The sequence below is a fragment of the Stenotrophomonas sp. BIGb0135 genome, assembly GCF_024810105.1.
GTDB classification, from domain to species: Bacteria; Pseudomonadota; Gammaproteobacteria; order Xanthomonadales; family Xanthomonadaceae; genus Stenotrophomonas; species Stenotrophomonas maltophilia_AB.
Genome location: NZ_JANUDX010000007.1, coordinates 43,189 through 67,961, shown reverse-complemented (window position 1 = coordinate 67,961; position 24,773 = coordinate 43,189). Strand labels below are relative to the sequence as shown.

General features: G+C 69.6%; 20 protein-coding genes. 16 read left to right on the top strand and 4 right to left on the bottom strand.

The features are described from left to right. Positions 1–16: 16 nt before the first annotated feature. Positions 17–862, bottom strand: a complete 846-nt coding sequence (locus M2421_RS14510; RefSeq protein ID WP_259208233.1) for a phosphatase PAP2 family protein — start codon at positions 860–862, stop codon at positions 17–19. A 305-nt stretch (positions 863–1,167) separates the two neighbouring features. Between M2421_RS14510 and M2421_RS14505 the strand changes: the two genes are divergently transcribed. After that, positions 1,168–2,001, top strand: a complete 834-nt coding sequence (locus M2421_RS14505) for a hypothetical protein (protein ID WP_259208231.1) — start codon at positions 1,168–1,170, stop codon at positions 1,999–2,001. Between the two features lie 10 nt (positions 2,002–2,011). Beyond that, positions 2,012–3,220 (top strand): DUF4785 family protein, encoded by a 1,209-nt coding sequence (locus M2421_RS14500; protein ID WP_259207922.1) that lies wholly within the window; start codon positions 2,012–2,014, stop codon positions 3,218–3,220. A 121-nt stretch (positions 3,221–3,341) separates the two neighbouring features. Here M2421_RS14500 and M2421_RS14495 read toward each other — a convergent pair whose 3' ends face one another. Continuing rightward, positions 3,342–4,172: an ATP-binding cassette domain-containing protein gene (locus tag M2421_RS14495; RefSeq protein ID WP_259207919.1), complete on the bottom strand. Its 831-nt coding sequence runs from the start codon at positions 4,170–4,172 to the stop codon at positions 3,342–3,344. 149 nt (positions 4,173–4,321) lie between these two features. On the opposite strand from M2421_RS14495, the gene M2421_RS14490 reads away from it, so the two are divergent. The 6 genes from M2421_RS14490 (at position 4,322) to M2421_RS14465 (ending at position 11,980) form a co-directional block, all read left to right on the top strand. Then, positions 4,322–5,524, top strand: coding sequence for a fatty acid desaturase (locus tag M2421_RS14490; RefSeq protein WP_259207917.1), 1,203 nt, complete (start codon positions 4,322–4,324; stop codon positions 5,522–5,524). 18 nt (positions 5,525–5,542) lie between these two features. Then, a complete protein-coding gene (locus M2421_RS14485; RefSeq protein WP_345780467.1) occupies positions 5,543–5,899 on the top strand; it encodes an EF-hand domain-containing protein in 357 nt (118 codons plus the stop codon). Positions 5,900–5,942: 43 nt separating this feature from the next. Then, positions 5,943–6,755: a bifunctional DNA-formamidopyrimidine glycosylase/DNA-(apurinic or apyrimidinic site) lyase gene (gene mutM / locus M2421_RS14480; RefSeq protein WP_259207913.1), complete on the top strand. Its 813-nt coding sequence runs from the start codon at positions 5,943–5,945 to the stop codon at positions 6,753–6,755. A gap of 65 nt (positions 6,756–6,820) precedes the next feature. Continuing rightward, the gene (locus M2421_RS14475) at positions 6,821–7,387 is read left to right on the top strand and encodes an ECF-type sigma factor (RefSeq protein WP_259207911.1); all 567 of its coding nucleotides are present in this window, start codon (positions 6,821–6,823) and stop codon (positions 7,385–7,387) included. A gap of 63 nt (positions 7,388–7,450) precedes the next feature. Next, the gene (locus M2421_RS14470; protein ID WP_259207909.1) at positions 7,451–10,282 is read left to right on the top strand and encodes a serine/threonine-protein kinase; all 2,832 of its coding nucleotides are present in this window, start codon (positions 7,451–7,453) and stop codon (positions 10,280–10,282) included. Positions 10,283–10,378: 96 nt separating this feature from the next. Then, positions 10,379–11,980 (top strand): glucan biosynthesis protein D, encoded by a 1,602-nt coding sequence (locus tag M2421_RS14465; RefSeq protein ID WP_259207907.1) that lies wholly within the window; start codon positions 10,379–10,381, stop codon positions 11,978–11,980. An 820-nt stretch (positions 11,981–12,800) separates the two neighbouring features. Here M2421_RS14465 and M2421_RS14460 read toward each other — a convergent pair. Next, positions 12,801–13,421, bottom strand: coding sequence for a thymidine kinase (locus tag M2421_RS14460; RefSeq protein ID WP_259207906.1), 621 nt, complete (start codon positions 13,419–13,421; stop codon positions 12,801–12,803). 130 nt (positions 13,422–13,551) lie between these two features. Between M2421_RS14460 and M2421_RS14455 the strand changes: the two genes are divergently transcribed. From M2421_RS14455 to M2421_RS14445, 3 genes are all read left to right on the top strand, one after another. Then, on the top strand, positions 13,552–15,528 hold the full coding sequence (locus M2421_RS14455) for a UvrD-helicase domain-containing protein (RefSeq protein WP_259207905.1): 1,977 nt from the start codon (positions 13,552–13,554) through the stop codon (positions 15,526–15,528). Between the two features lie 156 nt (positions 15,529–15,684). Beyond that, a complete protein-coding gene (locus M2421_RS14450; RefSeq protein WP_259207904.1) occupies positions 15,685–16,218 on the top strand; it encodes a GNAT family N-acetyltransferase in 534 nt (177 codons plus the stop codon). A gap of 59 nt (positions 16,219–16,277) precedes the next feature. After that, positions 16,278–16,412: a hypothetical protein gene (locus M2421_RS14445; RefSeq protein ID WP_259207903.1), complete on the top strand. Its 135-nt coding sequence runs from the start codon at positions 16,278–16,280 to the stop codon at positions 16,410–16,412. Between the two features lie 355 nt (positions 16,413–16,767). Here M2421_RS14445 and M2421_RS14440 read toward each other — a convergent pair whose 3' ends face one another. Next, positions 16,768–17,439, bottom strand: coding sequence for a DUF480 domain-containing protein (locus tag M2421_RS14440; protein WP_259207902.1), 672 nt, complete (start codon positions 17,437–17,439; stop codon positions 16,768–16,770). A 111-nt stretch (positions 17,440–17,550) separates the two neighbouring features. On the opposite strand from M2421_RS14440, the gene M2421_RS14435 reads away from it, so the two are divergent. The 5 genes from M2421_RS14435 to plsB all read left to right on the top strand — a co-directional run bounded on the left by M2421_RS14435 (position 17,551) and on the right by plsB (position 24,355). After that, positions 17,551–18,474 carry a 5'-nucleotidase, lipoprotein e(P4) family gene (locus tag M2421_RS14435; RefSeq protein WP_259207900.1) on the top strand — a complete coding sequence of 308 codons (924 nt, stop codon included), beginning with the start codon at positions 17,551–17,553 and terminating at the stop codon, positions 18,472–18,474. After that, entirely contained in the window at positions 18,471–19,202 is a 732-nt protein-coding gene (pyrF, locus tag M2421_RS14430; RefSeq protein ID WP_259207897.1) for an orotidine-5'-phosphate decarboxylase, read from the top strand. The genes M2421_RS14435 and pyrF overlap by 4 nt, the downstream gene beginning before the upstream one ends. A 310-nt stretch (positions 19,203–19,512) precedes the next feature. After that, on the top strand, positions 19,513–20,340 hold the full coding sequence (locus tag M2421_RS14425) for a serine protease (RefSeq protein WP_259207895.1): 828 nt from the start codon (positions 19,513–19,515) through the stop codon (positions 20,338–20,340). Between the two features lie 314 nt (positions 20,341–20,654). After that, the gene (locus M2421_RS14420; RefSeq protein WP_259207892.1) at positions 20,655–21,644 is read left to right on the top strand and encodes a hypothetical protein; all 990 of its coding nucleotides are present in this window, start codon (positions 20,655–20,657) and stop codon (positions 21,642–21,644) included. Further along, complete coding sequence (gene plsB / locus M2421_RS14415; protein ID WP_259207891.1) at positions 21,644–24,355, top strand: glycerol-3-phosphate 1-O-acyltransferase PlsB; 2,712 nt, start codon at positions 21,644–21,646, stop codon at positions 24,353–24,355. Before M2421_RS14420 ends, plsB begins: the two co-directional genes overlap by 1 nt. The last annotated feature ends 418 nt before the right edge of the window (positions 24,356–24,773 follow it).

The following is a 24,773-nucleotide window of genomic DNA, read 5'->3' as shown; positions in this document are numbered from 1 at the left end:
GCCGCCTGGCGTCGACTCACAGCGCGCTCGCCGGCCGCACCTTCAACACCGCTTCTTCGGCCGCGCAATCGCGGGTGGAATGCAGCCCGGCCCTACGCGCGGCGGCGATCTCCTTGCGTGCGGCCAGCAGGTCCTTGTTGAACGCGGCGTTGTCGTGGAGGCGTGCCACGGCGGCGGCGCCCATGAACCGGCCTTCGAGGATGTCGCTCTGCCAGTGCACGTTGCACACCAGACGGCTCTCGCCATAGTTGCGCCCGCGGGCCTGGATGGCGTCGGCGCGATCAGGAACGATCTCGGACAGGATCAGCGCCCAGGTCCAGCCGATCGACGTGTGGCCGGAAGGATAGGAACCATTGCCACGCAGGTCCTGCTCGTCTTCCGGCGAGCAGGTCGGCTCGTTGTTGACCATGAACGGACGTGCGCGCTGGTAGTGCTTCTTGGCGGTGCGGGTGGCGGCGCTGGCGTCGATCCGGCTGCGTTCCAGCAGGCGATACAGCGCCGGGGTCTTCACCGCATCCACGTCCACGTCGATGGCGCAGGAGAACTGGTTGGCGCCGGCCGGGAAGCCGAGTTCGGCGTCGCGATGCGCCTGCTCGAAGCGCGGGCTGCCACGCAGGGCGCGGGCCTCGCGGCTGACCTGTTCGTCCAGCGCAAAACCGGCCGAACCCGCGGCGGGCGGGGCCGGTACCAGGTCCAGGCTGGCCGGGACCGCATCGGCGGACAGATAACCTACCGCCTTGGTGGTCACCGACGCTTCCACCGGTGTCGAGCCTGGTGCCCCGGTGGTGGAGCAGCCGGCCAGGACGGCAAGCAGGGCGGCGGTCAGCACGGGGCGCAGGGCAGGCGCGGTGGGGAGCGACATCGGCAGGTCTCGGTACGAACGAGTCGGCATGATCGCAGCTTCACCTGGCGTGGACAGCCGCCGTTGGTCATGCAGCCAGATCCGGCATGCCCGGGCATCGGATGATGGAAACCCGCTACTGGTTCACGGATTTCAATAGACGCGCGACATAGCTTCGCCCAAGGCGCCACTACTCGTCATATATCCATGGATAGATGCACGGCATGGCAATGCGGTAGCGCCGGTCATCAGGGGGATCACCTGCAAGGAGACAGCGGATGCGAAGCAACGCGGGAAGGCTGGGCGGTGGACTCGCCCTGGGGTTGATGCTGGCGTGCGGCAATGTGCACGCCGCCGATGTGGTGGGGGTGGCGTTCGTACACGGCACCGGCAAGCAGACCGATGCACGCACGGATTACTGGCAACCGGCGATCATCGACACCGTGCGCCAGGGGCTGCCCAACAGCAGCAACTACACGGTGGTGAACTGCGATTTCGAACAGTACATGTGGAAGCCCGAAGCGGCCGGTTGCCTGGCCGGGCAGCTGACCACCTTCATCAACAGCAAGGGCATCACCAAACTGGTGGTGATCACCCATTCCAACGGCGGCAACGTGGTGCGCTGGATCCTGTCCAACCCCACCTACGACGCCCGCTACCCCAGGATCATCCAGACCATCAGCAAGGTGACCGCGCTGGCGCCGTCGTCGGCCGGCACCCCGCTGGCCGATGCCGCACTCAACGGCAATGTCTTCGAATCCTCGGTGGGCTGGCTGCTGGGCTACAAGAGCGACGCCGTGCGCCAGCAGCAGGTGGGCCACATGGCCACCTACAACGCGCAGAACCTGTACGGCACGGCAGGGCGACCGGCGCTTCCCAAGGCGTTCCGCGCGGTGGTCGGCTCGGACGTGGAGTCGGCGGTGTGGGACAGCAACAGCTACTGCGGCGGCTATGCGCAGAACGTCGGCCTGGAGTTCACCCAGAACTGGTTGAACAGCTGCTCGGACGGGTTCCTGGAGTGCAGCAGCCAGAAGGCGGCCGGCACCCTCTGGTTCACCGACAAGGCGCGCACCAACGGCGCCGAACCGCTGAGCCACAACCAGAGCCGACGCGAGTGCTTCGGCCTCGGCACGATCCTGCGCAACGACCTGACCCTGTGAGGAGCACCCGATGACTTCAAGACTGACGATCGCCGCCGCCGTGGCCGCCGCGATGGTGGCGCTGCCGCTGCAGGCCGCACAACCGCTCCTGCCGGCACGCAGCACCGACCAGGTCGCCCCGCGCGTGGAGAGCGCCACGCGTCCCGCTGCCGGCATCGAGCGCGCCCCGGTGAGTTTCGCCTGGGCGCTGGACCCGGCCCAGGCGTTGAGCGCGCCGGCCCCGTTCGTGGCCACCAGCCGCAGCTACTGGGAAATGGTGGACGCGGCCACCCTGCAGCGCGGCCTGGACCTGCCGCTGACCGCCCCGGATGCGGTGATCCAGGTCAGCCCGGTGCAGGGCGCGCGTGCCCTGGCGCCCGGGCAATGGCAGGTCCGCGACCCGGCCGGTGCGCTGGCGGTGGACAAGGTGGTGGATGCGCAGCAGCTGCAGGCTGCGGGCATGAGCGTGGGCCAGGGCACGGCGATGGTGCGCACCGGGCGCAGTGCCGCCGCCGGCACCTATCGGCTTCAGAGCGCGCAGGCGCAGGGCCGCTACGTCGTACAGGTGCTGGAACCCAACAGCCGCGTGGCGCTGCACCTGCAGGCCAACCGCCAGCAGGTGCTGGCCGGTGGCAGCGTGACGTTGAGCGCGCGGCTGCTCGATGACGGTGGTACGGCGGCACTGGCCACCGGCAAGGTGGCCGGGCGGACGTTGCCGGCGGGCGGTGAAGCGCTGCTGGTGGCGCCGGACGGGCGCAGCTGGCCGGTGCCGCTGGTCGCCGACAAGCAGGGGCTCAGCGCGCGCGTGGCGATCCCGCAGGATATCGGCCAGGTGCAGGGGCTGTGGGAGCTGCAGGCCTTCGTCAGCGCCAACGGGGTGCAGCGCGATGCCAAGGTCGCCTTCGCCGTGGCCCAGCCGACCGCCCGGTTCAGTGGCCAGGTCGAGGTGGACAGCGCCCGCCGCGCGGTGACCTTGCCGCTGCAGATCGGCGCGCCCGGGCGTTACGAAGCCCGTGGCACGTTGTACGCCACCGGTCCGGACGGCCAGCTGCGTCCGGTCGCGCAGGCGCACAGCGCGGCCTGGTTCGAGGCGGCCGGCAGCGCCGAACTGCAGCTGCCGTTCGCCAGCGTGCCACTGCCGCGCGGCTACGCCGCCCCGTTCGAACTGCGCGACCTGCAGCTGCAGGACCAGGGCCGGATGGCCCCGATCGAATCGCGGGCGGTGGCGGTGACGTTCTAGGCAAGCGGGAGGCGGAGGCGATGGCCTCCGTCTCCCATGCTGGCGTGACGGCACGCGTGGCTGGGAGTCGTCCGGCGCCCAGTCCGCCACGCAGGCCGGGGGTCACCCCCAGCCGCCGCGTTCAGCCAGCGAACGCGCTCAGGCGGCCGTCGTGTTCGATCACCTGGATCGGCCCGCCGAACACCTCCGACAGCGGACCGTCGCGCAACAGCTCGGCGCGGCTGCCATCGGCCACGATCCGGCCACCGCGCAGCAGCACCACGCGTTCGATCTCGGGGATGATTTCCTCGATATGGTGGGTGACCAGCACCAGGGTGATGCCCTCGGCGGCCAGCGCGCGCATGGTGGCGATCAACTGCTGGCGCGCGATCAGGTCCAGCCCGGTCGACGGCTCGTCCAGCAGCAGCGCCTGCGGCCGGTTGACCAGCGCCCGGGCGATCAGCACGCGGCGGGTTTCACCGGCCGACAGTTCGGCATAGCCACGCTGCAGCAGCGGCAGCGCGCCGGCCAGGGCCAGGGTCTGGCGTACGCGCTGGCGCATGTCGTCGGTGACCTCGCGGAAGGCGGGCACCACGAAGCTGGCGAAGAAGCCCGACAGCACGGCCTCCTCCACGGTCAGCCCGGGCATGTCGGCCAGGTTGCTGCTGAGGTCGCCGGTGACGATGCCCAGCTGCGAGCGCAACCGGTCCACCTGCCAGCGGTTCTGCCCGAGCACCCGCACCGCCACGCTGCCATCGGCATGCGCCAGTGGGTACAGCTCGCGGGTGATCAGCTTGATGAAGGACGACTTGCCGCAGCCGTTGGGGCCCAGCAGCGCGGTGTGTTGGCCCTGCGCGATGCGCAGGCTGAGGTCGTGCAGGACCCGGACCTGGCCGCGGATCACGCAGGCGCGGTCCAGCTCGATCAGGGGGGCGGAGGCGGCCAGGGCCGCCGGGGAGGCTGCGACTGTCATGAATGCGCGGGCATGCTCACGAAGGAGGAAATCAACTGAATGACTGCGCAAAAATCGCACCAGACGGATGAAGTTTGCAAGCGCAGGCCCCATGATGTCCGAAGGTGTACCCGTTTCCTTGCTGGCCGCCCAAGGCCTGGAGTCCTGCGATGCTCGATACGCTCCTCAACTTCCTGACCGGCGGCGTCGTCGGCCTCGGCTGGTGGGGCATGGCGCTGGTGCTGCTGGTGTTCACCCAGCTGACCATCTTCGCCGTCACCCTGTACCTGCATCGCAGCCAGGCGCACCGCGGCGTCGATTTCCATCCGGTCATCGCGCACTTCTTCCGCTTCTGGACCTGGCTCACCACCTCCATGATCACCAAGGAGTGGGTGGCGATCCATCGCAAGCACCACGCCAAGGTGGAAACCGACGAAGACCCGCACAGCCCGGTCACCAAGGGTATCGGCATGGTGTTCTGGCGCGGCGTGGAGCTGTATCGCGAAGCCCGCGCGATGCGCGCGGACATCGAGCAGTACGGCCGTGGCGCACCGGACGACTGGATCGAGCGCAAGCTCTACACCCCCCACGCCAACCTCGGCCCGGTCGCGCTGCTGGCCATCAACAGCCTCCTGTTCGGCTTGCCCGGCGTGGCCCTGTGGGCCATCCAGATGGCGTGGATCCCGTTCTGGGCCGCCGGCGTGGTCAACGGCCTGGGCCATTGGTGGGGCTACCGCAACTTCGAGTCGGCCGATACCTCGACCAACCTCACCCCGTGGGCGTTCTGGATCGGCGGCGAAGAGCTGCACAACAATCACCACGCCTTCCCCAGTTCGGCGCGTTTCTCCATGCGCCGCTGGGAGTTCGACATCGGCTGGGCGGCCATCCGCGGCCTGCAGGCGCTGCGCCTGGCCAAGGTGCTGCGCGTGGCCCCGTCCATGGACGTGCGCCCGAACATCGCCGTGCCCGATGCCGAAACCCTCAAGGCGCTGCTGTCGCATCGCTTCCAGGCCATGACCGACTACCAGCGCAACGTGTTCGTGCCGGCCCTGCGCGAAGAAGCGGCCATGGCCGGGGCCAAGCTGCGCAAGCTGCTGCCGCGCCGCATGCGCCGTGGCCTGGTCAACGATGGCCGCTGGCTCAAGCCGGACTGCCGCGCCCAGCTCAGCAGCTGGGTCGAGCAGCGCCCGCGCATCCGTGTGCTGGTGGAACACCGCGCGCGCCTGGCCGCCCTGCTCGAAGCCCGCGGCAACGACGCGGCCGAGCGCCTCAAGCTGTTGCAGGCCTGGTGCCACGAGGCCGAAGCCAGTGGTATCGCGGCGTTGCAGGCCTATGCCGCCCGGCTGAAGGGCTACGCACTGACGGCGCACTGACGGGTGCCCCGCACGCACATGCCCGCCTCCGGAAAACGCCGCCTCGCGCGGCGTTTTTCCTGCGCGCTCCTGGTGCTCGGCGCCAGCGTCGCGCAGGCGCAGGTGGCCGACACCGGCAGCTACCTGCAGCGCATGGATAGCGACGGCGATGGTCGGGTCAGCGTCGAGGAATACGTGCAGTGGATGATGTACGCCTTCGAGCGCATGGACCGCAACGGCGATGGCGTGCTCGGTGCCGATGAATTGCCCGGCGGCAAGGGCAGCCCGATCACCCGCGAACAGCAGCGGCAGACGCTGATCCAGCGCTTTCGCAAGCAGGATGCCAACGGCGATGGCTACCTGAGCGCCAAGGAACTGGCCGCGCCGCCGCGCTGACCGGCCCGCGCCCGGTCCGTCGCCGGCTCGCTAGAATTGCCCCATGCCCGAACTTCCCGAAGTCGAAACCACCCGCCGCGGCCTGGCCCCGCACCTGGAAGGCCGTCGCGTGCACGGGGTGATCCTGCGCCGGCCGGACCTGCGCTGGCCGATTCCCGAGGAGATCGGCGCGCTGCTGCCCGGCCAGGCGATCGACGGCGTGCGCCGCCGTGCCAAGTACCTGCTGCTGGATACCGCCATCGGCAGCGCCGTGCTGCACCTGGGCATGTCCGGCAGCCTGCGCGTGCTGCCCGGCGATACCCCCGTGCGGGCGCACGACCACGTGGACATCAGCCTGGACAACGGACGCCTGCTGCGCTTCAACGACCCCCGCCGGTTCGGCAGCCTGCTGTGGCAACCGGCTGGCGAAACCCACACCCTGCTGGCCGGGCTGGGCCCGGAGCCGCTGGACGCTGCCTTCGACGGCGACTACCTGTTCGAGCGCAGCCGCGGCCGCACGGCGCCGGTCAAGACCTTCCTGATGGACCAGGGCATCGTGGTGGGGGTGGGCAACATCTACGCCGCCGAGAGCCTGTTCATGGCCGGGATCAGCCCGCTGCGCGAGGCCGGCCGGATTTCCCGCGAGCGCTACCAGCGGCTGGCCACGGCGGTGAAGCAGATCCTGGGCCATGCCATCACCCGCGGCGGCACCACGCTGCGCGATTTCATCAATCCCGACGGTGCGCCGGGGTACTTCGAGCAGGAGCTGCTGGTCTACGGGCGTGAAGACCAGCCCTGCCGGCAGTGCGGGCGGCCGTTGCGGCACGCCACCATCGGCCAGCGCGCCAGCGTCTGGTGCAGCTACTGCCAGCGCTGAACCCTCGCGCGCCCGTCGCCCTGCCGGCGGTATAGTCCGCCCAACGTCACCGGCGGGGGTGTGCGATGGACGAGGGCCCGGATATCACCGTATGGCTGGATTCAGCCCGCGCGGGCGACCGCGCCGCGCTGGACCGGGTCCTCACCCTGCTGTACCAGGAGCTGCACAGCATGGCCCGGCGTCAACTGGCCGGGCAGCAGGGGCGCACCCTGGATGCGACCTCGCTGGTCCACGAGTCCTACCTGAAGCTGCTGGGTGCCCGCGGGGGCGCCCGCTTCGAGGACCGCGCGCACTTCTTCGCCTACGCCGCCTCGGCGATGCGCAGCGTGGTGGTCGACTACGCCCGCAACCGGTTGGCGCGCAAGCGCGGCGGCGACCTCAAGCGGGTGGCCGAGATTCCCGAGAACAGCAGCAGCGGGGTGCGGCTGGACGAGGACCTGCTGGCGCTGGACGTGGCGCTGGCGCGGCTGCAGGCGGTGGACCGCCACCTGGCCAAGGTGGTGGAACTGCGCTATTTCGCCGGGCTGTCCGAACAGGAAATCGCCGACCTGTGCCAGCGTTCGGAGCGCAGCATCCGCCGCGACTGGCAGAAGGCGCGCATGTTCCTGCTGGCGTCCGTGCGCGAGGACTGATCGGCGGCAACACGGCCCCGCGTGGCGGCGTGGGCGGAGGTGCATCGTTCGGGGAGCGGATCGATGGAAGCGTTGCGCTGGCGGCAGGTGTCCTCGCTGCTGGATCAATTGCTGGAACTGCCCACGGCGCAGCGCGAGCTGCGCCTGGCGCACCTGCGTGCCTCCGATCCGACGCTGGCCGACGACCTGGAGCGGCTGCTCGCGCATGAACGCGACAGCCAGGAATTCATGGCCCAGCCGCTGTGGACCGCCGCGCCCGAGGCCAGCCGTGCCGGCAGCCTGGTTGGACCCTACCGCCTGCTGCGTCCGCTCGGCGAAGGCGGCATGGGCGAAGTCTGGCTGGCCGAGCGCGCCGACGGGCTATACCAACGCCAGGTGGCGCTGAAGCTGTTGCGCAGCGGCTACGCCGACTCCGGCCTGCGCCAGCGCTTCAGCCGCGAGCGCGAGATCCTCGCCCGTCTGCAGCACCCCAACCTGGCCCAGTTGCTGGATGCCGGGGTGGACCTGCAGGGCCAGCCCTACCTGGCGCTGGCCTACGTGGAGGGCGAGCCGATCACCGCCTGCTGCCAGCGCCTGCAGTTGCCGCTGGAGCGCCGCCTGCACCTGATGTTGCAGGTGTGCGCGGTGGTCAGCCACGCCCACGCCAACCTGATCGTGCATCGCGATCTCAAGCCGTCCAACATCCTGGTCACCACCGACGGCGAAGTGAAGCTGCTCGACTTCGGCATCGCCAAACTGATCGATGACGAGGGCGCGCGCGCCGCCGCCGTGCATCCGCCGACCGAGGCGCGCGCGTTCACCCTGCACTACGCCGCGCCCGAGCAGGTGCGGGGCGAACCGGTGACCACGCTGACCGATGTGTACTCGCTGGGCGTGGTGCTGTTCGAGGTCATCACCGGCCGCAAGCCGTACCGGCTGCGCCGGCACAGCGATGCCGAATGGGAGCGCTCGATCCTGGAGGTCACCCCCCCGCGCGCCTCGGCGATGCTGCTGCGCAGCGATACCGCGGCCACCCCGGACCCGGCGGCGCGGCGGCTGGCCAGGCGCCTGCGCGGCGACCTCGACACGATCCTGCTCAGGGCCCTGCAGAAGGAGCCGGCGCAGCGCTACGCCTCGGTGGAGGCGCTGGCGGAGGACCTGCGCCGCTTCCTCGAAGGCCGCCCGATCCATGCGCGCCCGCAGCGCACCCTGTACCGCCTGCAGAAGTACATCGGCCGGCACCGCTGGGGCGTGGCGTTGGGCGCGCTGGCCGCGCTGGCGCTGGTCGGGCTGGCGGTCACCGCGCTCTGGCAGATGCAGCAGGCGCGGCGCGAGATGGCCCGCGCCCAGGCCATGCAGGAATTCACCGTGGGCCTGTTCGACCGTGCCGCCGGCGTGCGCCACGGCAGCTTCGACGTACGCCAGTTGCTGGCCACCGGGCAACAGCGCGGAGAGGCCGAACTCGCCGACCAGCCGCTGTCGCTGGCCGACCTGGAGGGCGTGATCGGGCGCCTTCGGATCGGCATGGGCGACTACCAGCTGGCCCTGCAGACCCTGGATCGCCAACGCGCCCTGCTCGAACAGGTCGACCAGGTGCCGCCGCCGTTGCAGCTGGAGGCGGTGACCCAGCGCGGCCGTGCCCTGCGCATGCTCGGCCGCTCGCGCGAGTGCGTGACCCACATGATGCCGATGCAGGCGCTGGCCAGCGCCCAGCGCGACGCGCTGCCCAGCCTGGTGGCCGAGTACCACGCCCAGCTCGGCCGCTGCCAACAGCTGCTGGGCTACCGCGATGAAGCGCGCGTGGCGTTCAACGGCGCGCTCGGCCTGCGTCGCGACGTCCTGCACGACATCGGCGGCACCGCCGAAAGCCTGGCCGACCTGGCGGCGCTGGACAGCGATGATGGCCGCCCGCAGGCCGCCCTCGCCGGCTACCAGCATGCGCTGCAACTGCTGCAGTTGCGGGCCAGCGAGCGCCATCCGCAACTGATCACGCTGCGTCGCCATCTCGGCGAAACACTGGCCGCGCAGGGCGACCTGGAGGCGGCCGAGCAGACCCTGCACATCGCCTGGTCGGACGCGGTCAGCCTGTACGGTCCCGACCACCCCGAGACCCTGTCGATCCGACGCCTGCGCGCCGTGCTGGCGATGCAGCGCGGTGAGCTGCAGGAGGCGGCGGCGATGCTGCAGCAGGTGCACCGGCTCACCCGCCTGGCGCTGGGCGAACAGCACCGCGACACCGGGCTGAGCTGGCATGCGCTGGGCCGGCTGGCGCTGGAGCGTGGCGACAGCAGCGAAGCGGTCGCCGATTTCGAGCGCGCCGTGGCGATCTGGCGGCAACCGGACTGTATCGGCCTGTTGCCACAGGGCTTGTACGACTACGGCGACGCCCTGGCCCAGGCCGGCCGCTGGCAGGCCGCGCTGGTGGCGCTGCATGAAGGCCGCCAGTGGCAGGCCGCGCAACGTGGCGACCAGGATCCGTCGGTGCAGCGGGCCGATCGGCTGATGGCCGAGATCACCGGTACTTACGGCGACCCCCGCCAGGCCGGCGAACGCCTGGTGCAGCTGATGCGGCGCAGCGCCCAAGGCGGGCCGGAGGCCGCCGCGCAGCAGCAGGCCCTGCAACTGGCGTGGGGGCGCACGTTGCTGCGGATGGGCCAGGACGTCGAGGCACGGCGCGCGCTGCAGCCGCTGGCCGACGCGCGCGCGTCCGACCCGGCCAGCGTCGAGTTGCGCTGGCAGGCGCGCACCAGCCTGGCCGCACTGCAATGCGGCGTGTCGCCGCTGCGCGGCCGCGAGGCCCTGCTGCAGCTGCGCGATGAGGTGCAGGCCCGGCGTCCGCAGGGCGGCGCGGTCGGCCGCGGCATCGAGCAGGCCCTGCGGGCGTGCGCCAGCGCCACGCTGGCCATCCGACGCTGAGCGTGCCGGCTGGCTGAACGCCGTGCCGCGACCACCTCGGCGAATTAACGTTCGCCTGCCTATGATGGCCGGCCCTTTCCTGCCAACGCTGCCTGCATGCAACGTCGCGACTTCATCCGCAATGCTTCCCTGGCCCTGGCCGCGATCGGCTTCCCGGCGTTGCCGGCGTGTGCCGCGCAAGGCAACCAGCTTGGGCTGCGCCGGCTCGGCCAGCCGCAGCCGTTCGATTTCGCCACCCTCAAGGGCCAGGCGCGCGCACTGTCGCAGGCCGCCTACCAGAGCCACAAGCGCACCCTGCCCGGTCCGCTGGAGGCGCTGGACTGGGATCAGTACCAGTCCATCAGCTACCGCCAGGACCACGCCCTGTGGGCGGACAAGCCCGGCAAGTACCAGGCCAAGTTCTTCCACCTGGGCCTGTACTTCCATTCGCCGGTGCGCATGTACGACGTGGTCGATGGCACCGCGCAGGAACTGGCCTACGACCCGGCCGCGTTCAATTACGGCAAGAGCGGCCTGAAGGGCAGCCACCTGCCGGCCGACCTCGGCTTTGCCGGCTTCCGCCTCAACACCCGCCAGGACACCGACCGCGACTTCGCCGCGTTCCTCGGCGCCAGCTACTTCCGTGCGGTCGGCAAGGAAGGCCAGTACGGACAGTCCGCGCGTGGCCTGGCGATCGACACCGGCATGGGCAAGCCGGAGGAATTCCCGGATTTCATCGCCTACTACCTGGAACAACCGGCGGCCGACTCCAACACGCTGGTGGTCTATGCGCTGCTGGATTCACCGAGCGTGGCCGGCGCGTACCGTTTCGCGATCACCAATGGCGATGTGCTGCTGATGGACATCGACTGCGCCCTGTACCCGCGCAAGGCGATCGAGCGCCTCGGCATCGCCCCGTGCACGAGCATGTACCAGGTCGGCGAGAACGACCGCCGCATGGACTGGGACTGGCGCCCGGAAATCCACGACACCGACGGCCTGTCGATGTGGACCGGCAGCGGCGAGTGGATCTGGCGCCCGCTGTGCAACCCGCACAACCTGCGCTTCAACATGTTCGTGGACAACAACCCGCGCGGCTTCGGCCTGCTGCAGCGCGACCGCAACTTCGACCACTACCAGGACGACGGCGTCTTCTACGAGAAGCGCCCGTGCCTGTGGGTGGAACCGAAGGGACAGTGGGGCAAGGGCTCGGTGCAGCTGGTCGAGATCCCCACCGTCGATGAAACCTTCGACAACATCGTGGCGTTCTGGAACCCCGAGGCCAAGCCGCAGCCCGGCCAGGAGCTGCTGCTCGGCTACCGGCTGTACTGGGGCGCCGAGCCACCGGCGCGCCCGCCGCTGGCGCACTGCGTGGCCAGCCGTACCGGCCTGGGCGGTGTGATCGGCAAGAAGCGCGCGTACTTCTCGTGGCGCTTCGCGGTCGATTTCGAGGGCGGCGAACTGGCCGCGCTGATCGACAAGGGCGAGGTCGAAGCAGTGGTCCAGGCCAGCCGTGGCCGCGTGGAGATCGTCTCCGCGCGTCCGCTGCGCGAGATCAAGGGCTACCGCGCCATGTTCGACCTGGTCCCGCCGGACGATTCCACCGACCAGATCGACATCCGCCTGTACCTGCGCAGCGCCGGCAAGACCCTGACCGAAACCTGGCTGTACCAGTACAGCCCACCGCCAAAGGGCGCGCCGGAACGCACGTTGTACTGACCGGCCCCAGGCAGCGCGCCGATCCCCAGGTAGAGCCGAGCCACGCTCGGCTGCTCTAGGCGCACAGATCACCGCCACCCTGATCAGCCCCAGGCAGCGCGCCGATTCCGGGTAGAGCCGAGCCACGCTCGGCTGCTCCTGGCGCACAGATCACCGCCACCCTGATCAGCCCAAGGCAGCGCACCGATCCCCAGGTAGAGCCGAGCCATGCTCGGCTGCTCTTGGCGCACAGATCACCGCCACCCTGATCAGCCCAAGGCAGCGCGCCGATCCCCGGGTAGAGCCGAGCCACGCTCGGCTGCTCTAGGCGCACAGATCACCGCCACCCTGATCAGCCCCAGGCAGCGCGCGCCGCTCCCCGGGTAGAGCCGAGCCACGCTCGGCTGCTCCTGGCGCACAGATCGCCGCCACCCTGATCAGCCGCAGGCAACGCGCACCGATCCCCAGGTAGAGCCGAGCCACGCTCGGCTGCTCTTGGCGCACAGATCACCGCCACCCTGATCAGCCCAAGGCAGCGCACCGATCCCCAGGTAGAGCCGAGCCACGCTCGGCTGCTCTTGGCGCACAGATCACCGCCACCCTGATCAGCCAAGGCAGCGCACCGATCCCCAGGTAGAGCCGAGCCACGCTCGGCTGCTCTAGGCGCACAGATCGCCGCCACCCTGATCAGCCAAGGCAGCGCACCGATCCCCAGGTAGAGCCGAGCCATGCTCGGCTGCTCCTGCCGCCGCAATCACCGCCACGCGCCACCGCCGGGTGGCAATCACCGTCACGCTGCCTGGCACGCCGAGCATCGCTCGGCGCCACCGCCAGTAGGCGATCAGATCGGCAGCTTGGCCTGCGCCGGGTCGATCTTGGCTTCGCCGCGCGTGATCTTCTTGAACTCCGCCCGGCTCACCGACACATAGCGCTCGTTGCCGCCGATCTCCACCTGTGGGCCGTCCTGCACCGCGTGGCCGTGTTCGTCCACGCGTACGGTCATGGTGGCCTTCTTGCCGCTGTGGCAGATGGTCTTGATCTCCTGCATCTCGTCGGCCCAGGCCAGCAGGTACTGGCTACCCTCGAACAACTCGCCGCGGAAATCGGTGCGCAGCCCGTAGCAGAGCACCGGGATGCGCAGCTGGTCCACCACCTCGCTGAGCTGCCAGACCTGGCTGCGGCTGAGGAACTGGGCCTCATCCACCAGCACGCAGCCGAGCTTGCCGTGGACTTCCAGGTCCTCCGCGATCAGCTGCTGCAGGTCGGTGTCGCGGTCGAAGGCCACGCCGTCGGCCTTCAGCCCGATCCGCGAGGCGACCACGCCGCGCCCGGCCCGGTCGTCCAGGCGGGGGGTCAGGATGGCCACGCGCATGCCGCGCTCGTGGTAGTTGTGCGCCGACTGCAGCAGGGTGGTGGTCTTGCCGGCGTTCATCGCCGAATAATAGAAATAGAGCTTGGCCATCGGCCAATTCTAGACGCCTGGCCGGCCGGCGTCGCCGCCCGCCCACGCCGGCGGACGCTTTCGTCCGCCCGCGGTGACGGTCCCGCCCAGGGCGGGCGGCCCGGTACAATGCCCCTCCCCCGGAGATGGCATGCACGGTCTCAATCCCCCCCAACGCGCGGCAGTCATGCACTGCGAAGGTCCTCTGCTGGTGCTCGCGGGCGCCGGCAGCGGCAAGACGCGCGTCATCGTGGAAAAGATCGCCCAGCTGATCGCCAGCAAGCGCTACCCGGCGCGGCGGATCGCGGCGATCACCTTCACCAACAAGTCGGCCAAGGAAATGCGCGAGCGCGTGGCCAAGCGCCTGCACGGCGGGGATGCCGAGGACGTCACCATCTGCACCTTCCATGCGCTGGGGCTCAAGTTCCTGCAGATCGAGCACGCGGCGGTGGGGCTCAAGCGCGGCTTCTCGATCTTCGATGCGGACGATGCCACCTCGCAGGTCAAGGACCTGATGTACGGGGCCAAGCCGGACGATATCGAGGACGTGAAGAACCTGATCTCGCGCGCCAAGAACGCCGGCCTCTCGCCCGAGCAGGCGATGGCGGCGGCGCGCAGCAACCGCGAGAAGGAAGCTGCCAGCGTCTACGAGCGCTACCAGCTGCGCCTGACCGCGTTCAACGCGGTCGACTTCGACGACCTGATCCGCCTGCCGGTGCAGGTGCTGGAAGAAAACCCGGAGATCGCGCTGGCCTGGCGCGAGCGCATCGGCTACCTGCTGGTGGACGAATGCCAGGACACCAACGATGCGCAGTACCGGCTGCTCAAGCAGCTGGCCGGCAGCAAGGGCAACTTCACCTGCGTGGGCGACGATGACCAGTCGATCTATGCCTGGCGCGGTGCCAACCCGGAAAACCTGCAGCAGATGGCGCGCGATTACCCCGCGCTGGAAATCATCAAGCTGGAGCAGAACTACCGCTGCTCCAACCGCGTGCTGCGCGCGGCCAATGCGCTGATCGCCAACAACCCGCACGAGCACCTGAAGAAGCTGTGGAGCGACCAGGCCGACGGCGAGCGCATCCGCGTGTGGGAGTGCCGCAACAGCGAACACGAGGCGGAGAAGGTCGCGGCGGAGATCGCGTTCCTGGCCACGTCCAAGAAGATCCCGTGGAGCGATTTCTGCATCCTGTTCCGCGGCAACTTCCAGTCGCGACCGCTGGAAAAAGCGTTGCAGCTGGTGCGCGTGCCGTACCACATCACCGGCGGCACCGCGTTCCTTGAACGCCAGGAGGTCAAGGACACGCTGTCCTGGCTGCGCCTGCTGGTGAACCCCGATGACGATACGGCGTTCATGCGCGCGGTGCAGTCGCCCAAGCGCGAAGTCGGTGCCGGCACGCTGGCCAAGCTGGCCGAGCTGGCTTCGGAAAAGGACCTGCCGATGGCGCACGCCGCCGAGGCGATCGGTGCGCTGTCGCAGCTCCCTCCACGCGCGGCCAATGGCCTGAGCCGCTTCACCGACATCCTGCGCGACCTGCGCGCGGAGATGCCCAAGCTCAGTTCCGGCGACCTGGTGCGCAAGCTGGTGAAGGAGTCCGGCCTGGTCTCGGACCTGCGCAGTGCATGCAAGGAAGAATCGGTCTACCAGCGCCGCCTCGGCAACCTGGAGGAGTTGGCGCAGTGGTTCGAGGGCGGCCCGCGCGGTGCCACCACCGCCGACCTGGCCGCGCAGCTGGCGCTGCTCTCGCGCAACGACAAGGACGATGGCGGCAACCAGGTCCGCATGATGACCATGCATGCCTCCAAGGGCCTGGAATTCCCGTATGTGTTCATCATCGGCTGCGAAGACGGCGTGCTGCCGCACCAGGTCAGCCTGGACGAAGGCAACCTGCAGGAAGAGCGCCGCCTGCTGTACGTGGGCATCACCCGCGCCAAGGTGCAGCTGTGGATGAGTTACAGCAAGCTCACCCGCAAGTTCGGCGAGCACGTACGGCTCAAGCCGAGCCGCTTCTTCGATGAGATCCCGGCCGAGGAAATGCAGCGCGACGGCGCCGACCCCGTCGCCGATGCGGCGCGCAAGAAAGAGCGCGCCAGCGCCGGATTGGCGGCGATCCAGGCATTGTTCGACTGACCCAACGCCCGGTAGAGCCGACCGTTGGTCGGCTGCCGTTCCCGAGACACGTCGGCTGCCGTGTGCCCGCTCCAAGAGCAGCCGACCAGCGGTCGGCTCTACCGCGTTCGCGGCGCGCACTGCACAATCGGGGCATCGCCCCTTGCAGTGACCCGCATGTCCGCTGTTATCCAGACCGACCGCCTGCACCTGCGCCTGATCGATCCCGACCACGATGCGGCCGACATGCTGGCCCTGCTCAACGAGCCGGGGTTCATCCGCAACATTGCCGACCGCGGCGTGCGTACGCTGGCGCAGGCCCGCGACTACACCGCCGAGCGCGTGCTTGGCAGCTACACGCTCAACGGCTTTGGCATGTACGCCATCATCCGCCGCAGCGACGGCGCGTGGCTGGGCAATGCCGGGCTGGTGCGCCGCGATGGCCTGCCGGCGCCGGATATCGGCTATGCATTGCTGTCGGAGTACGAAGGCAACGGCTACGCGTTCGAAGCCGCGCGCGGAGTGATGCACTACGCCCGCGATGTGCTCGGTTACACCGACCTGTACGGCATCGTTTCCCCGGACAACCTGCGCTCGGCCGCGTTGCTGCGCAAGCTGGGCATGGAAGACCGCGGCGACCTGCTGCTGCCGCCGCCGCACGGCGGGGATGTCGTGCTGCTGTTCGCCACGCCGGGCGCGCCGGCTCCCTGACGCCGCGCAGCCGAGCATGGCTCGGCTCTACCACGGCGAGCGATGGGTAGAGCCGAGCCATGCTCGGCTGCCTCTCAACCGCCCAACTGCTGCGCAAGCGGGGCACGGAGGATCGTGGCGACCTGCTGTTGCCGCCGCCGCATGGCGAGGATGTCGTGCTGCTGTTCGCTACGCCGGGCGCGCCGGCTTCCTGACGCCGCGTAGCCGAGCATGGCTCGGCTCTACCGCCGGTTGGCCATGGGTAACACCGGGCCGCGTAGCCGAGCATGGCTCGGCTCTACCGCCGGTTGGTCATGGGGAACGCCGGGCCGCGTAGCCGAGCATGGCTCGGCTCTACCGGCGGTTGGTCATGGGTAACGCCGGGCCGCGCAGCCGAGCATGGCTCGGCTCTGCCGGCGGTTGGTCATGGGTAACGCCGGGCCGCGTAGCCGAGCATGGCTCGGCTCTACCGGCGGTTGGTCATGGGTAACACCGGGCCGCGTAGCCGAGCATGGCTCGGCTCTACCGGCGGTTGGTCATGGGTAGAGCCGAGCCATGCTCGGCTGCCTTTCAACCGCCCAACTGCGCGCGCAGCTCGGCCAGTTGTTCCTGCAGCTCGGCCACGGTGGCTTCCAGCTGCTGCACGCGCGCCTCCAGTGCCGGGTTGCCGGCGCCGCTACCGCCACCGCTGGACGATGCCGCCTTGTACTGCTCGGCCAGCGCCTGTCCATCCACCGGGCCACCCAGCAGATGCATGTAACGGTCTTCGCGCTGGCCGCTGGCCCGCGGCAGCTGCACCGCCAGGCCGCGCTGGATCATGCGCTCGATGTGGTGGCGCAGCTCCTCGGCGTCCTGGAACTGGAACAGGCGCTCGCTGCGGGTCAGCAGCTCGTTCACCGTCTGCGGGCCGCGCAGCAGCAGCAGGCCCACGATCGCCAGCTGCTGGCGGGTGAGGTCCAGCGCGCTGCCGGCGCGGTGCTCGTAGCGCTCGGCGCGCGAGGAGAACTGCTGGCGGGCCAGTCCCATCGACTCCAACTGGCGCAGCGCGTGGTGAACATCGCCCGCGGACAGGGCCATCACCGGCTCGCGTGCGGTCTTCTGGTTGGCGGCCACCTGCGCGGCGTTCACCGTGAGCGGGTAGGCGTCCGGGGTGGTCGCCTCCTTCTCGATCAGGCAGCCCAGGGCGCGGGCCTGGGCCGGGCTCAGCACGGGCAGGGCGGGGGTCTGGGTGTCGTCGGTCATGGCGCGCTCCGGGGTGTTTCAGGGGCGTGCAGCATAGCCGAGGCCCGCACCGCACATGATTGCCGCCGGACAAGCCGGTAAACTGGCGCGACTCTGTTGCTGGTGACCCCGATGCGTCGTACTGCTGCTGTTTCCCTGTCCGTGCTTGCCTGCGCCGTGATGGCGCTCAGTGCCTGCAAGCGCACCGAAGCCCCCGCCGAGGCCGCCCCGGCAGCGGTTGCCGCTGCTGCCGCGCCCGCCGCCACCGGTGACGCCGCGGTGTCCGCCAACGACAACCTCAACGCGGTGCTGTGGATGCAGCGCGCGCAGGAGTACAAGGCGATCACCGAGCAGACCTACCGCGCCGCCGCCGACCACCTGGACAAGGCGCTGAAGGAAGCCAACTGGGACGCGCTGGTACCGGAGGAACGCGGCAACGCCGCCAAGGGCCTGAAGCCGGCGGTGGTGCTGGACGTGGACGAGACCGTGCTGGACAACTCGCCCTACCAGGCGCGCCTGGTGCGCGACGGCAAGGAATACGACGAACTCAGCTGGGACCAGTGGGTGGCCGAGAAGAAGGCCAAGGCGATCCCGGGCGTGGTCGATTTCGCCAAGGCCGCCAACGCCAAGGGCGTGACCCTGCTGTACATCTCCAACCGCGCCGTGCACCTCAAGGAGGCCACCCTGGCCAACCTGCGTGCCGAAGGCCTGCCGGTCGCCGATGACAGCGTGTTCCTGGGCCTGGGCACGGTGGTGAAGGACTGCGAACAGGCCGGCAGCGAGAAGAACTGCCGCCGCCGCCTGGCCGGCCAGCAGTACCGCGTGCTGATGCAGTTCGGCGACCAGCTCGGCGACTTCGTGGAAGTCACCGCCAACACCAACGACGGCCGCGACGCGCTGCTGCAGCAGTACCACGACTGGTTCGGCGAGCGCTGGTGGATGCTGCCCAACCCGACTTACGGCGGCTTCGAGCCGGCCCAGTTCAACAATGACTACAGCCAGTCGCGCCAGGCCCGCCATGATGCCAAGCGCGCCGCGCTGGACTACGCGCCGTGAGCCGCGCCGCGCTGCCGCTGCGTGACGATCAGCGCCTGATCTTCGCGCTCGACGTGCCGGGCCGCGACGAGGCGCTGGCGTGGGTGGACCGGCTCGGCGACGCGGTCTCGTTTTACAAGATCGGCATGGAGCTGCTCGCCTCCGGCGAGTACTTCGACGTGCTCGAGGCCCTGGCCGCGCGCGACAAGCGCGTGTTCGTCGATCTCAAGTTCTTCGACATCCCGGCCACCGCCGCGGCGGTGATCAAGCGGCTGTCGCAGTGGCCGGTCAGCTACGCCACCATCCACGGCTGGCACCCGGCCATGATGGAGGCCTGCGCGGCCGCCAACGGCAGCGACATGCGCCTGCTGGCGGTGACCGTGCTGACCTCGATGGGCCGCAGCGACCTGGCCGGGATGGGCATCGACCGCGAACCGGTGGACGTGGTGGTCGAACGCGCGCTGGCCGCCCAGGCTGCCGGCATCGACGGGGTGATCGCCTCGGGCCAGGAAGCCGGCCCGATCCGCGCGGCCACCGGCGCGGGCTTCTCGATCGTGTGCCCGGGCATCCGCCCCGGCGGCCCGGTCGGCGATGACCAGAAGCGCACCGTTGGCGTGGCCCAGGCGTTCGCCGACGGTGCCGATGCGATCGTGGTCGGGCGGCCGATCCGGCTGGCCAACGATCCGCGTGCGGCCGCCGAGGCGATCCAGCAGGAAATCGCCAGCGCCTGGCGCACCCGCCAGGGCTGAGGCAGCCCCGGCCGCATTCCGGATCGGCGTGCGGCCTGCCCCGGCAGCCGCATCGGCCGTCCAGCGATGAACGTCATTGCCTGGTAGGGCGCTCCCCGCCGATGGCCGGCACTGGTCCGGCGCTCGACACGGGCGCGACCTGCACAGGTCAGGCGCGCCCCTCGCAATCGCCGCGCGTCTACCTCGGGAAACCCCGCGTCGCCCGCCAACAGCGCAGCGCGCCGCAGTTCGCCGCGCCCCTCCTGCGATGGAATGAATCCTGCCGGCACGACGTTGCCTGGCGATCCCATCATTGCAATGGAGGTGCTGCATGCATGTGTTTACCCGACTGGCCCTGGCCACCGGCGTCCTCGGTCTTTCCCTCGCCGCACAGGCGGCTCCCGCACCGCCCGAGGGCGCGCCCCTGCGGCCATTGATCATCGGCGGGGTGGATGCGTCGCCTGGCCAGTATCCCTTCATGGTCAGCCTGCAACGGCTGGACTTCGGCGATTCGGACCATACCCGCCACTGGTGCGGCGCCACGCTGATCTCGCCGTCCTGGGTACTCACCGCCGCCCACTGCGTGCAGGGGGCCAAGCCTGCCGGCTACGCGGCGCTGGCAGGGGCCACCGCGTTGGACACCACCGCGCGCAAACGCACGTCCAACATCCGTGCGATCCACGTCCATCCGGCCTTCAACAGCACCACGCTGGCCAATGACGTGGCGTTGATCCAGCTGCGCAAGCCGGTCGAGGGCCTCGCCCCGGCCCTGATGCTGGAGGGCAGCGACAGCGGCTATCTGCGGACCGGCCGCATGTTCGACGTGATCGGTTGGGGCGATACCGGGCTGGAGGGCGCGGCCGGCTCGCCCACGGTGCTGCAGACAGTGAAGACCCCGTTCGTGCCTTTCAAGACGTGCCAGCAGGCGTACCCGAGCCTGCAGGCCGGCACGTCGATCTGCGCCGGCACCGAGGGCATCGACAGTTGCCAGGGCGATTCCGGTGGCCCGCTGCTGGTGCAGCGGCGCGGCGCCTGGACGGTGCTGGGCGTGGTCAGCTGGGGCCAGGGCTGCGCCCAGGCGGGCTATCCGGGCGTGTATGCCCGGCTGGCCGATGGCTACGTGCGCGACTTCATCACGGCCACCTGGACCGGTGACTGACGGCCGGTAAAGCCCGCCCGTTGGACGCGGCGGACGACCCTGCGGGTGCACCGCCGCTGGCGGCGCAGGGACGTTCGCCGTCACGCGCACGCCGGGCGTCGTGCGCAGACTTCACCGGCTCGGGCCAGGCTGGGGGCGCCCTGCCAGCGACGGCGTCCCCCCACGCCCGGCCACGTTGCCCACACGAGAATGAAATAACGATAGGGTTCAATAACTTGGAACCGCCGGCCCGCATCCCGGCGGGGTCCGGCTTGCCGCTGCGGGGGCGCAGGCCGCAAGATGCGGACCGGTCCGGGGAGTCCGAATTCATGTCCATGTCGTGGAAGTCGTGGCAGTACCGGGGGCATGCGTTGGCGCTGGCCCTGTGCGGGGTGGTGCTGCTCAGTGCCTGCAAGGGCGATCGGATCGATCCGGACACACCCGCGGCCGAGCCGGTCGCGGCCCTGCAACAGCTGGCCCGGCAGGTGGCCGACAACGACCTGCTCGGCTACGCGCGCGCCTCGGTGCCGCCCGCCGACTACGCCCGCCTGCAGGTGGCCTGGGCACAGGGGCACAGCCGTTGGCCACTGACCGAACTGCCGCTGGATGGGCAACTGCTGCCGATGCTGGCCGCGCTGTCGGCGCCGGACGCCCCGCAGCGCCTGCAGCGCTCGTTCGACGCACAGATTGCCGGCCAGGCCACCGGGGTGCGCCAGGCGGCGCATTCCATGGGCCTGTTCGGGGTGGAGTACCTGCGCAACCAGACCGACTACACCGATGCCCAGCGCGCCCACTACAGCCAGGTGGTGAACGCGTTGAGCAAATGGGCCGCCGCTGCGCCGCTGACCGACAAGCAGCGCGCCAAAACCACCATCACGCTGTTGACTGCCACCGCGCGGACCACCGGGCTGTCCACCGACGAACAGTTGCAGGCCGCCGGCATGGAGGGATCGCTGCGCCGCCTGGGCCCGTTCTTCAAAGCCTTCAAGACCGCGCTGGCCAGCTATGGGTTGTCGCTGGACGGGGCGCTTACCGGCCTGCGCGGCGAGGTGGTGTCGGAGCTGGGCGATGATGCGGTGGTCCGCGTGCAGTACCCGCTGGCCGGCGAACAGATCGAAGCGCAGGTGCGGATGACCCGCCGCGATGGCCACTGGTATGTGAGCCGCACCCTGGAGGACGCGCAGGCGCTGCTGCAGGCCGCACAGGCCGCACAGGCCGCACAGGCCGCACAGGCCCAACAAGCTGAACATGATGACCCGCAGGCGGCCGAAGCAGAGGCCGCCGCGCAGGTCAAGGACGGTGCTTCTGCACCGGCTAAGCCATAATGAAGCCGATGCCGAACCAGAATCCCCTGCCTTTCCCCGGCGAAGAGCCGCCCAAGACGCCGGACGCTTCGTCCGCGTCGCCCGACAGCGTGGCCGCCACCGGCGCCCCGGCCGACCCCGGCCAGACGAGCGCCGCTGCCGCCGCCGTGCCTGCCGAGGCCGAGCCCGGCGCGGTCGCGCTGGCCGCCATCGTGCCCGGTACCCGTGCCCCGGTGGGCCGCCGCCCGTGGTGGGCACGCCTGCTCGGCCGGCTGGTCGAGCCGTGGCTGTCGCTGAAGATCGAACCGGAACAGCCCGGCCAGTACAACGACGGCCGCCCGGTGGTCTACGTGCTGGAAGACTACGGCCTGTCCAATGCGCTGATCCTGGACAAGGCCTGCCGTGAGGCCGGCCTGCCCTCGCCGCTGGTGCCCATCGCCGGTGATCCGACCGGGCGCAAGCGCGCCTACGTGGCGTTGTCGCGCCGGAGCAGCAGCAACTCGCTGATCCCCGAGCAGCGCGGCGCCAAGACCCACTCCGATTCGCTGGCCAAGGTGCTCCAGGCCCATCGCGCACGCGATGAGCTGGACGTGCACCTGGTCCCGGTATCCATCTTCGTCGGCCGCGCGCCGGACAAGCAGAGCGGCTGGTTCGCCGTGCTGTTCTCGGAAAACTGGGCGTTGGTGGGCCGTTTCCGTCGCCTGCTGGCGGTGCTGCTCAATGGCCGCAGCACCATCGTGCGGTTTGCCCCGCCGATCTCGCTGCGCAGCACGATCAACGAGGGGCTGGACCCCGAGCGCACCGTGCGCAAGCTCCAGCGCGTGCTGCGCACCCACTTCCGCCGCATCCGTGAGTCGGTGATCGGGCCGGACCTGTCCACCCGCCGCCTGCTGGTGGACAAGGTGCTGGACGCGGACACCGTGCGCGAGGCGATCGCCTCGCAGGCCAAGCGCGACAACTCCAAGCCGGCCGATGCCTGGAAGAAGGCCCACGCCTACGCCTGGGAGATCGCCGCGGACTACTCCAGCCCGGCGGTGCGGTCGGCCAGCTTCATGCTCAGCCATGTCTGGAACCGCATCTACGCCGGCGTACTGGTCCACCACCTGGACAAGTTCAAGGCGGCCGCGCCCGGGCACGAAGTGGTTTACGTGCCCAGCCACCGCAGCCACATGGACTACCTGCTGCTGTCCTACCTGCTGTACGACCGGGGCATCGTGCCGCCGCACATCGTGGCCGGCATCAACCTCAACCTGCCGGTGGTCGGCACCCTGCTGCGCAAGGGCGGGGCGTTCTTCATCCGGCGCTCCATCCGCGGCAACGCGCTGTACTCGGCGGTGCTCAGCGAATACGTGGCGCAGCTGGTGGCCGGTGGTTACTCGATCGAGTACTTCGTCGAAGGCGGCCGCTCGCGTACCGGGCGCCTGCTGCAGCCCAAGGGCGGCATGATCTCGATGACGCTGCGCGCGTTCCTGCGCCAGCCGCGCAAGCCGGTGCTGTTCCAGCCGGTCTACATCGGCTATGAAAAGCTGATGGAAGGCGGCAGCTACCTGGACGAACTGTCCGGTCGGCCCAAGGAAAAGGAATCGATCTGGTCGCTGCTGTGGTCCATCCCCAAGGTGCTCAAGCAGAACTACGGGCAGGTGGTGGTGAACTTCGGCGAGCCGATCGCGCTCAACGACGTGCTGGCCCGGCAGGCGCCGGAGTGGAACGGGCAGCCGGTGGGCGAGGACGAGAAGCCGTCCTGGCTGTCGGGCACGGTCGACCACCTGGCCGAGCGCATCCAGGTGCACATCAACGGCGCCGCCGACGTCAACCCGATCAACCTGCTGGCGCTGGCGCTGCTGTCCACGCCCAAGCACGCGATGGGCGAGGCCGACCTGATCGCGCAGATCGAACTGTGCAAGACGCTGCTGGTGGAGATGCCGTATTCGGACCGGGTGACGGTGACCCCGCACTCGCCGGAGCGGATCATCGCCCACGCCGAAGAAATCAACGTGCTCACCCGCATCAAGCACCCGCTCGGCGACGTGCTCAGTGTCAGTGGCGACACCGCGGTGCTGCTCAGCTACTTCCGCAACAACGTCATCCACCTGTTCACGGCGTCGTCGTGGGTGGCCTGCTGCTTCCAGAACAACCGCCGCATGAGCCGCACCGGCCTGGTCCAGTTGGGCCGCACGGTGTATCCGTTCCTGCAGGCCGAGCTGTTCCTGCCGTGGACCGAGGACGAGTTTGCCCAGCGTATCGAGCAGACCATCAACGTGTTCGTGCGCGAAGGGCTGCTGCAGAACATCAACGACGACGACGGCGGCATCCTGGCCCGCAACACCGGGCAGACCGACGAGGTGTTCCGCCTGCGCGCGATCGGCCACTCGTTGCAGCAGGCCTTCGAGCGGTATTACATCGCCATTTCGGTGCTGGTGAAGAACGGCCCTGGCACGCTGGGCGCGGCGGAACTGGAAAGCCTGTGCCAGCAGGCCGCGCAGCGCCTGAGCCTGCTCTACGCACCGGCCGCGCCGGAATTCTTCGACCGCACCCTGTTCCGCGGCTTCATCCAGAAGCTGCGTGAGCTGCGCCTGGTGTGGCCGGACGAGAACAGCAAGCTGCTGTTCGACGCGCGCCTGGATGCCTGGGCCAAGGATGCCAAGTTCATCCTGGGCCGCGAACTGCGCCACACCATCGAACGGGTGAGCCCGGAAGCGGCCAAGCCGGAAGAACCGGTCAGCACGGATTGACGGACGCGGATGCGCCGAAGCGTATCCGGACGTATCCGGATCTTGAGGTATGCGGATCTCGACGTATCCGGATCTCGACGTATCCGGGTCTTATTGCGTTCGCCAGCAATTCGTAGGTACCGACCGTTGGTCGGTACCCGCGCGCAAGCGCGGCACACGCGCCCGGAGACCAGGCAACGCGGCGTGCACCGTCTGACCGACGCTGACCACCGTCCGAAGCTGCATGCCAAGGTTCATGCCGCCGGGGCTGACGGCAGCCGACCAACGGTCGGCTCTACGCTTCGGAACATCGGTGGGGATCGGGGCTGACGGCAGCCGACCAACGGTCGGCTCTACGCTTCGGAACATCGGTGGGGAGCGGGGCTGACGGCAGCCGACCAACGGTCGGCTCTACGCTTCGGAACATCGGCGGGGATCG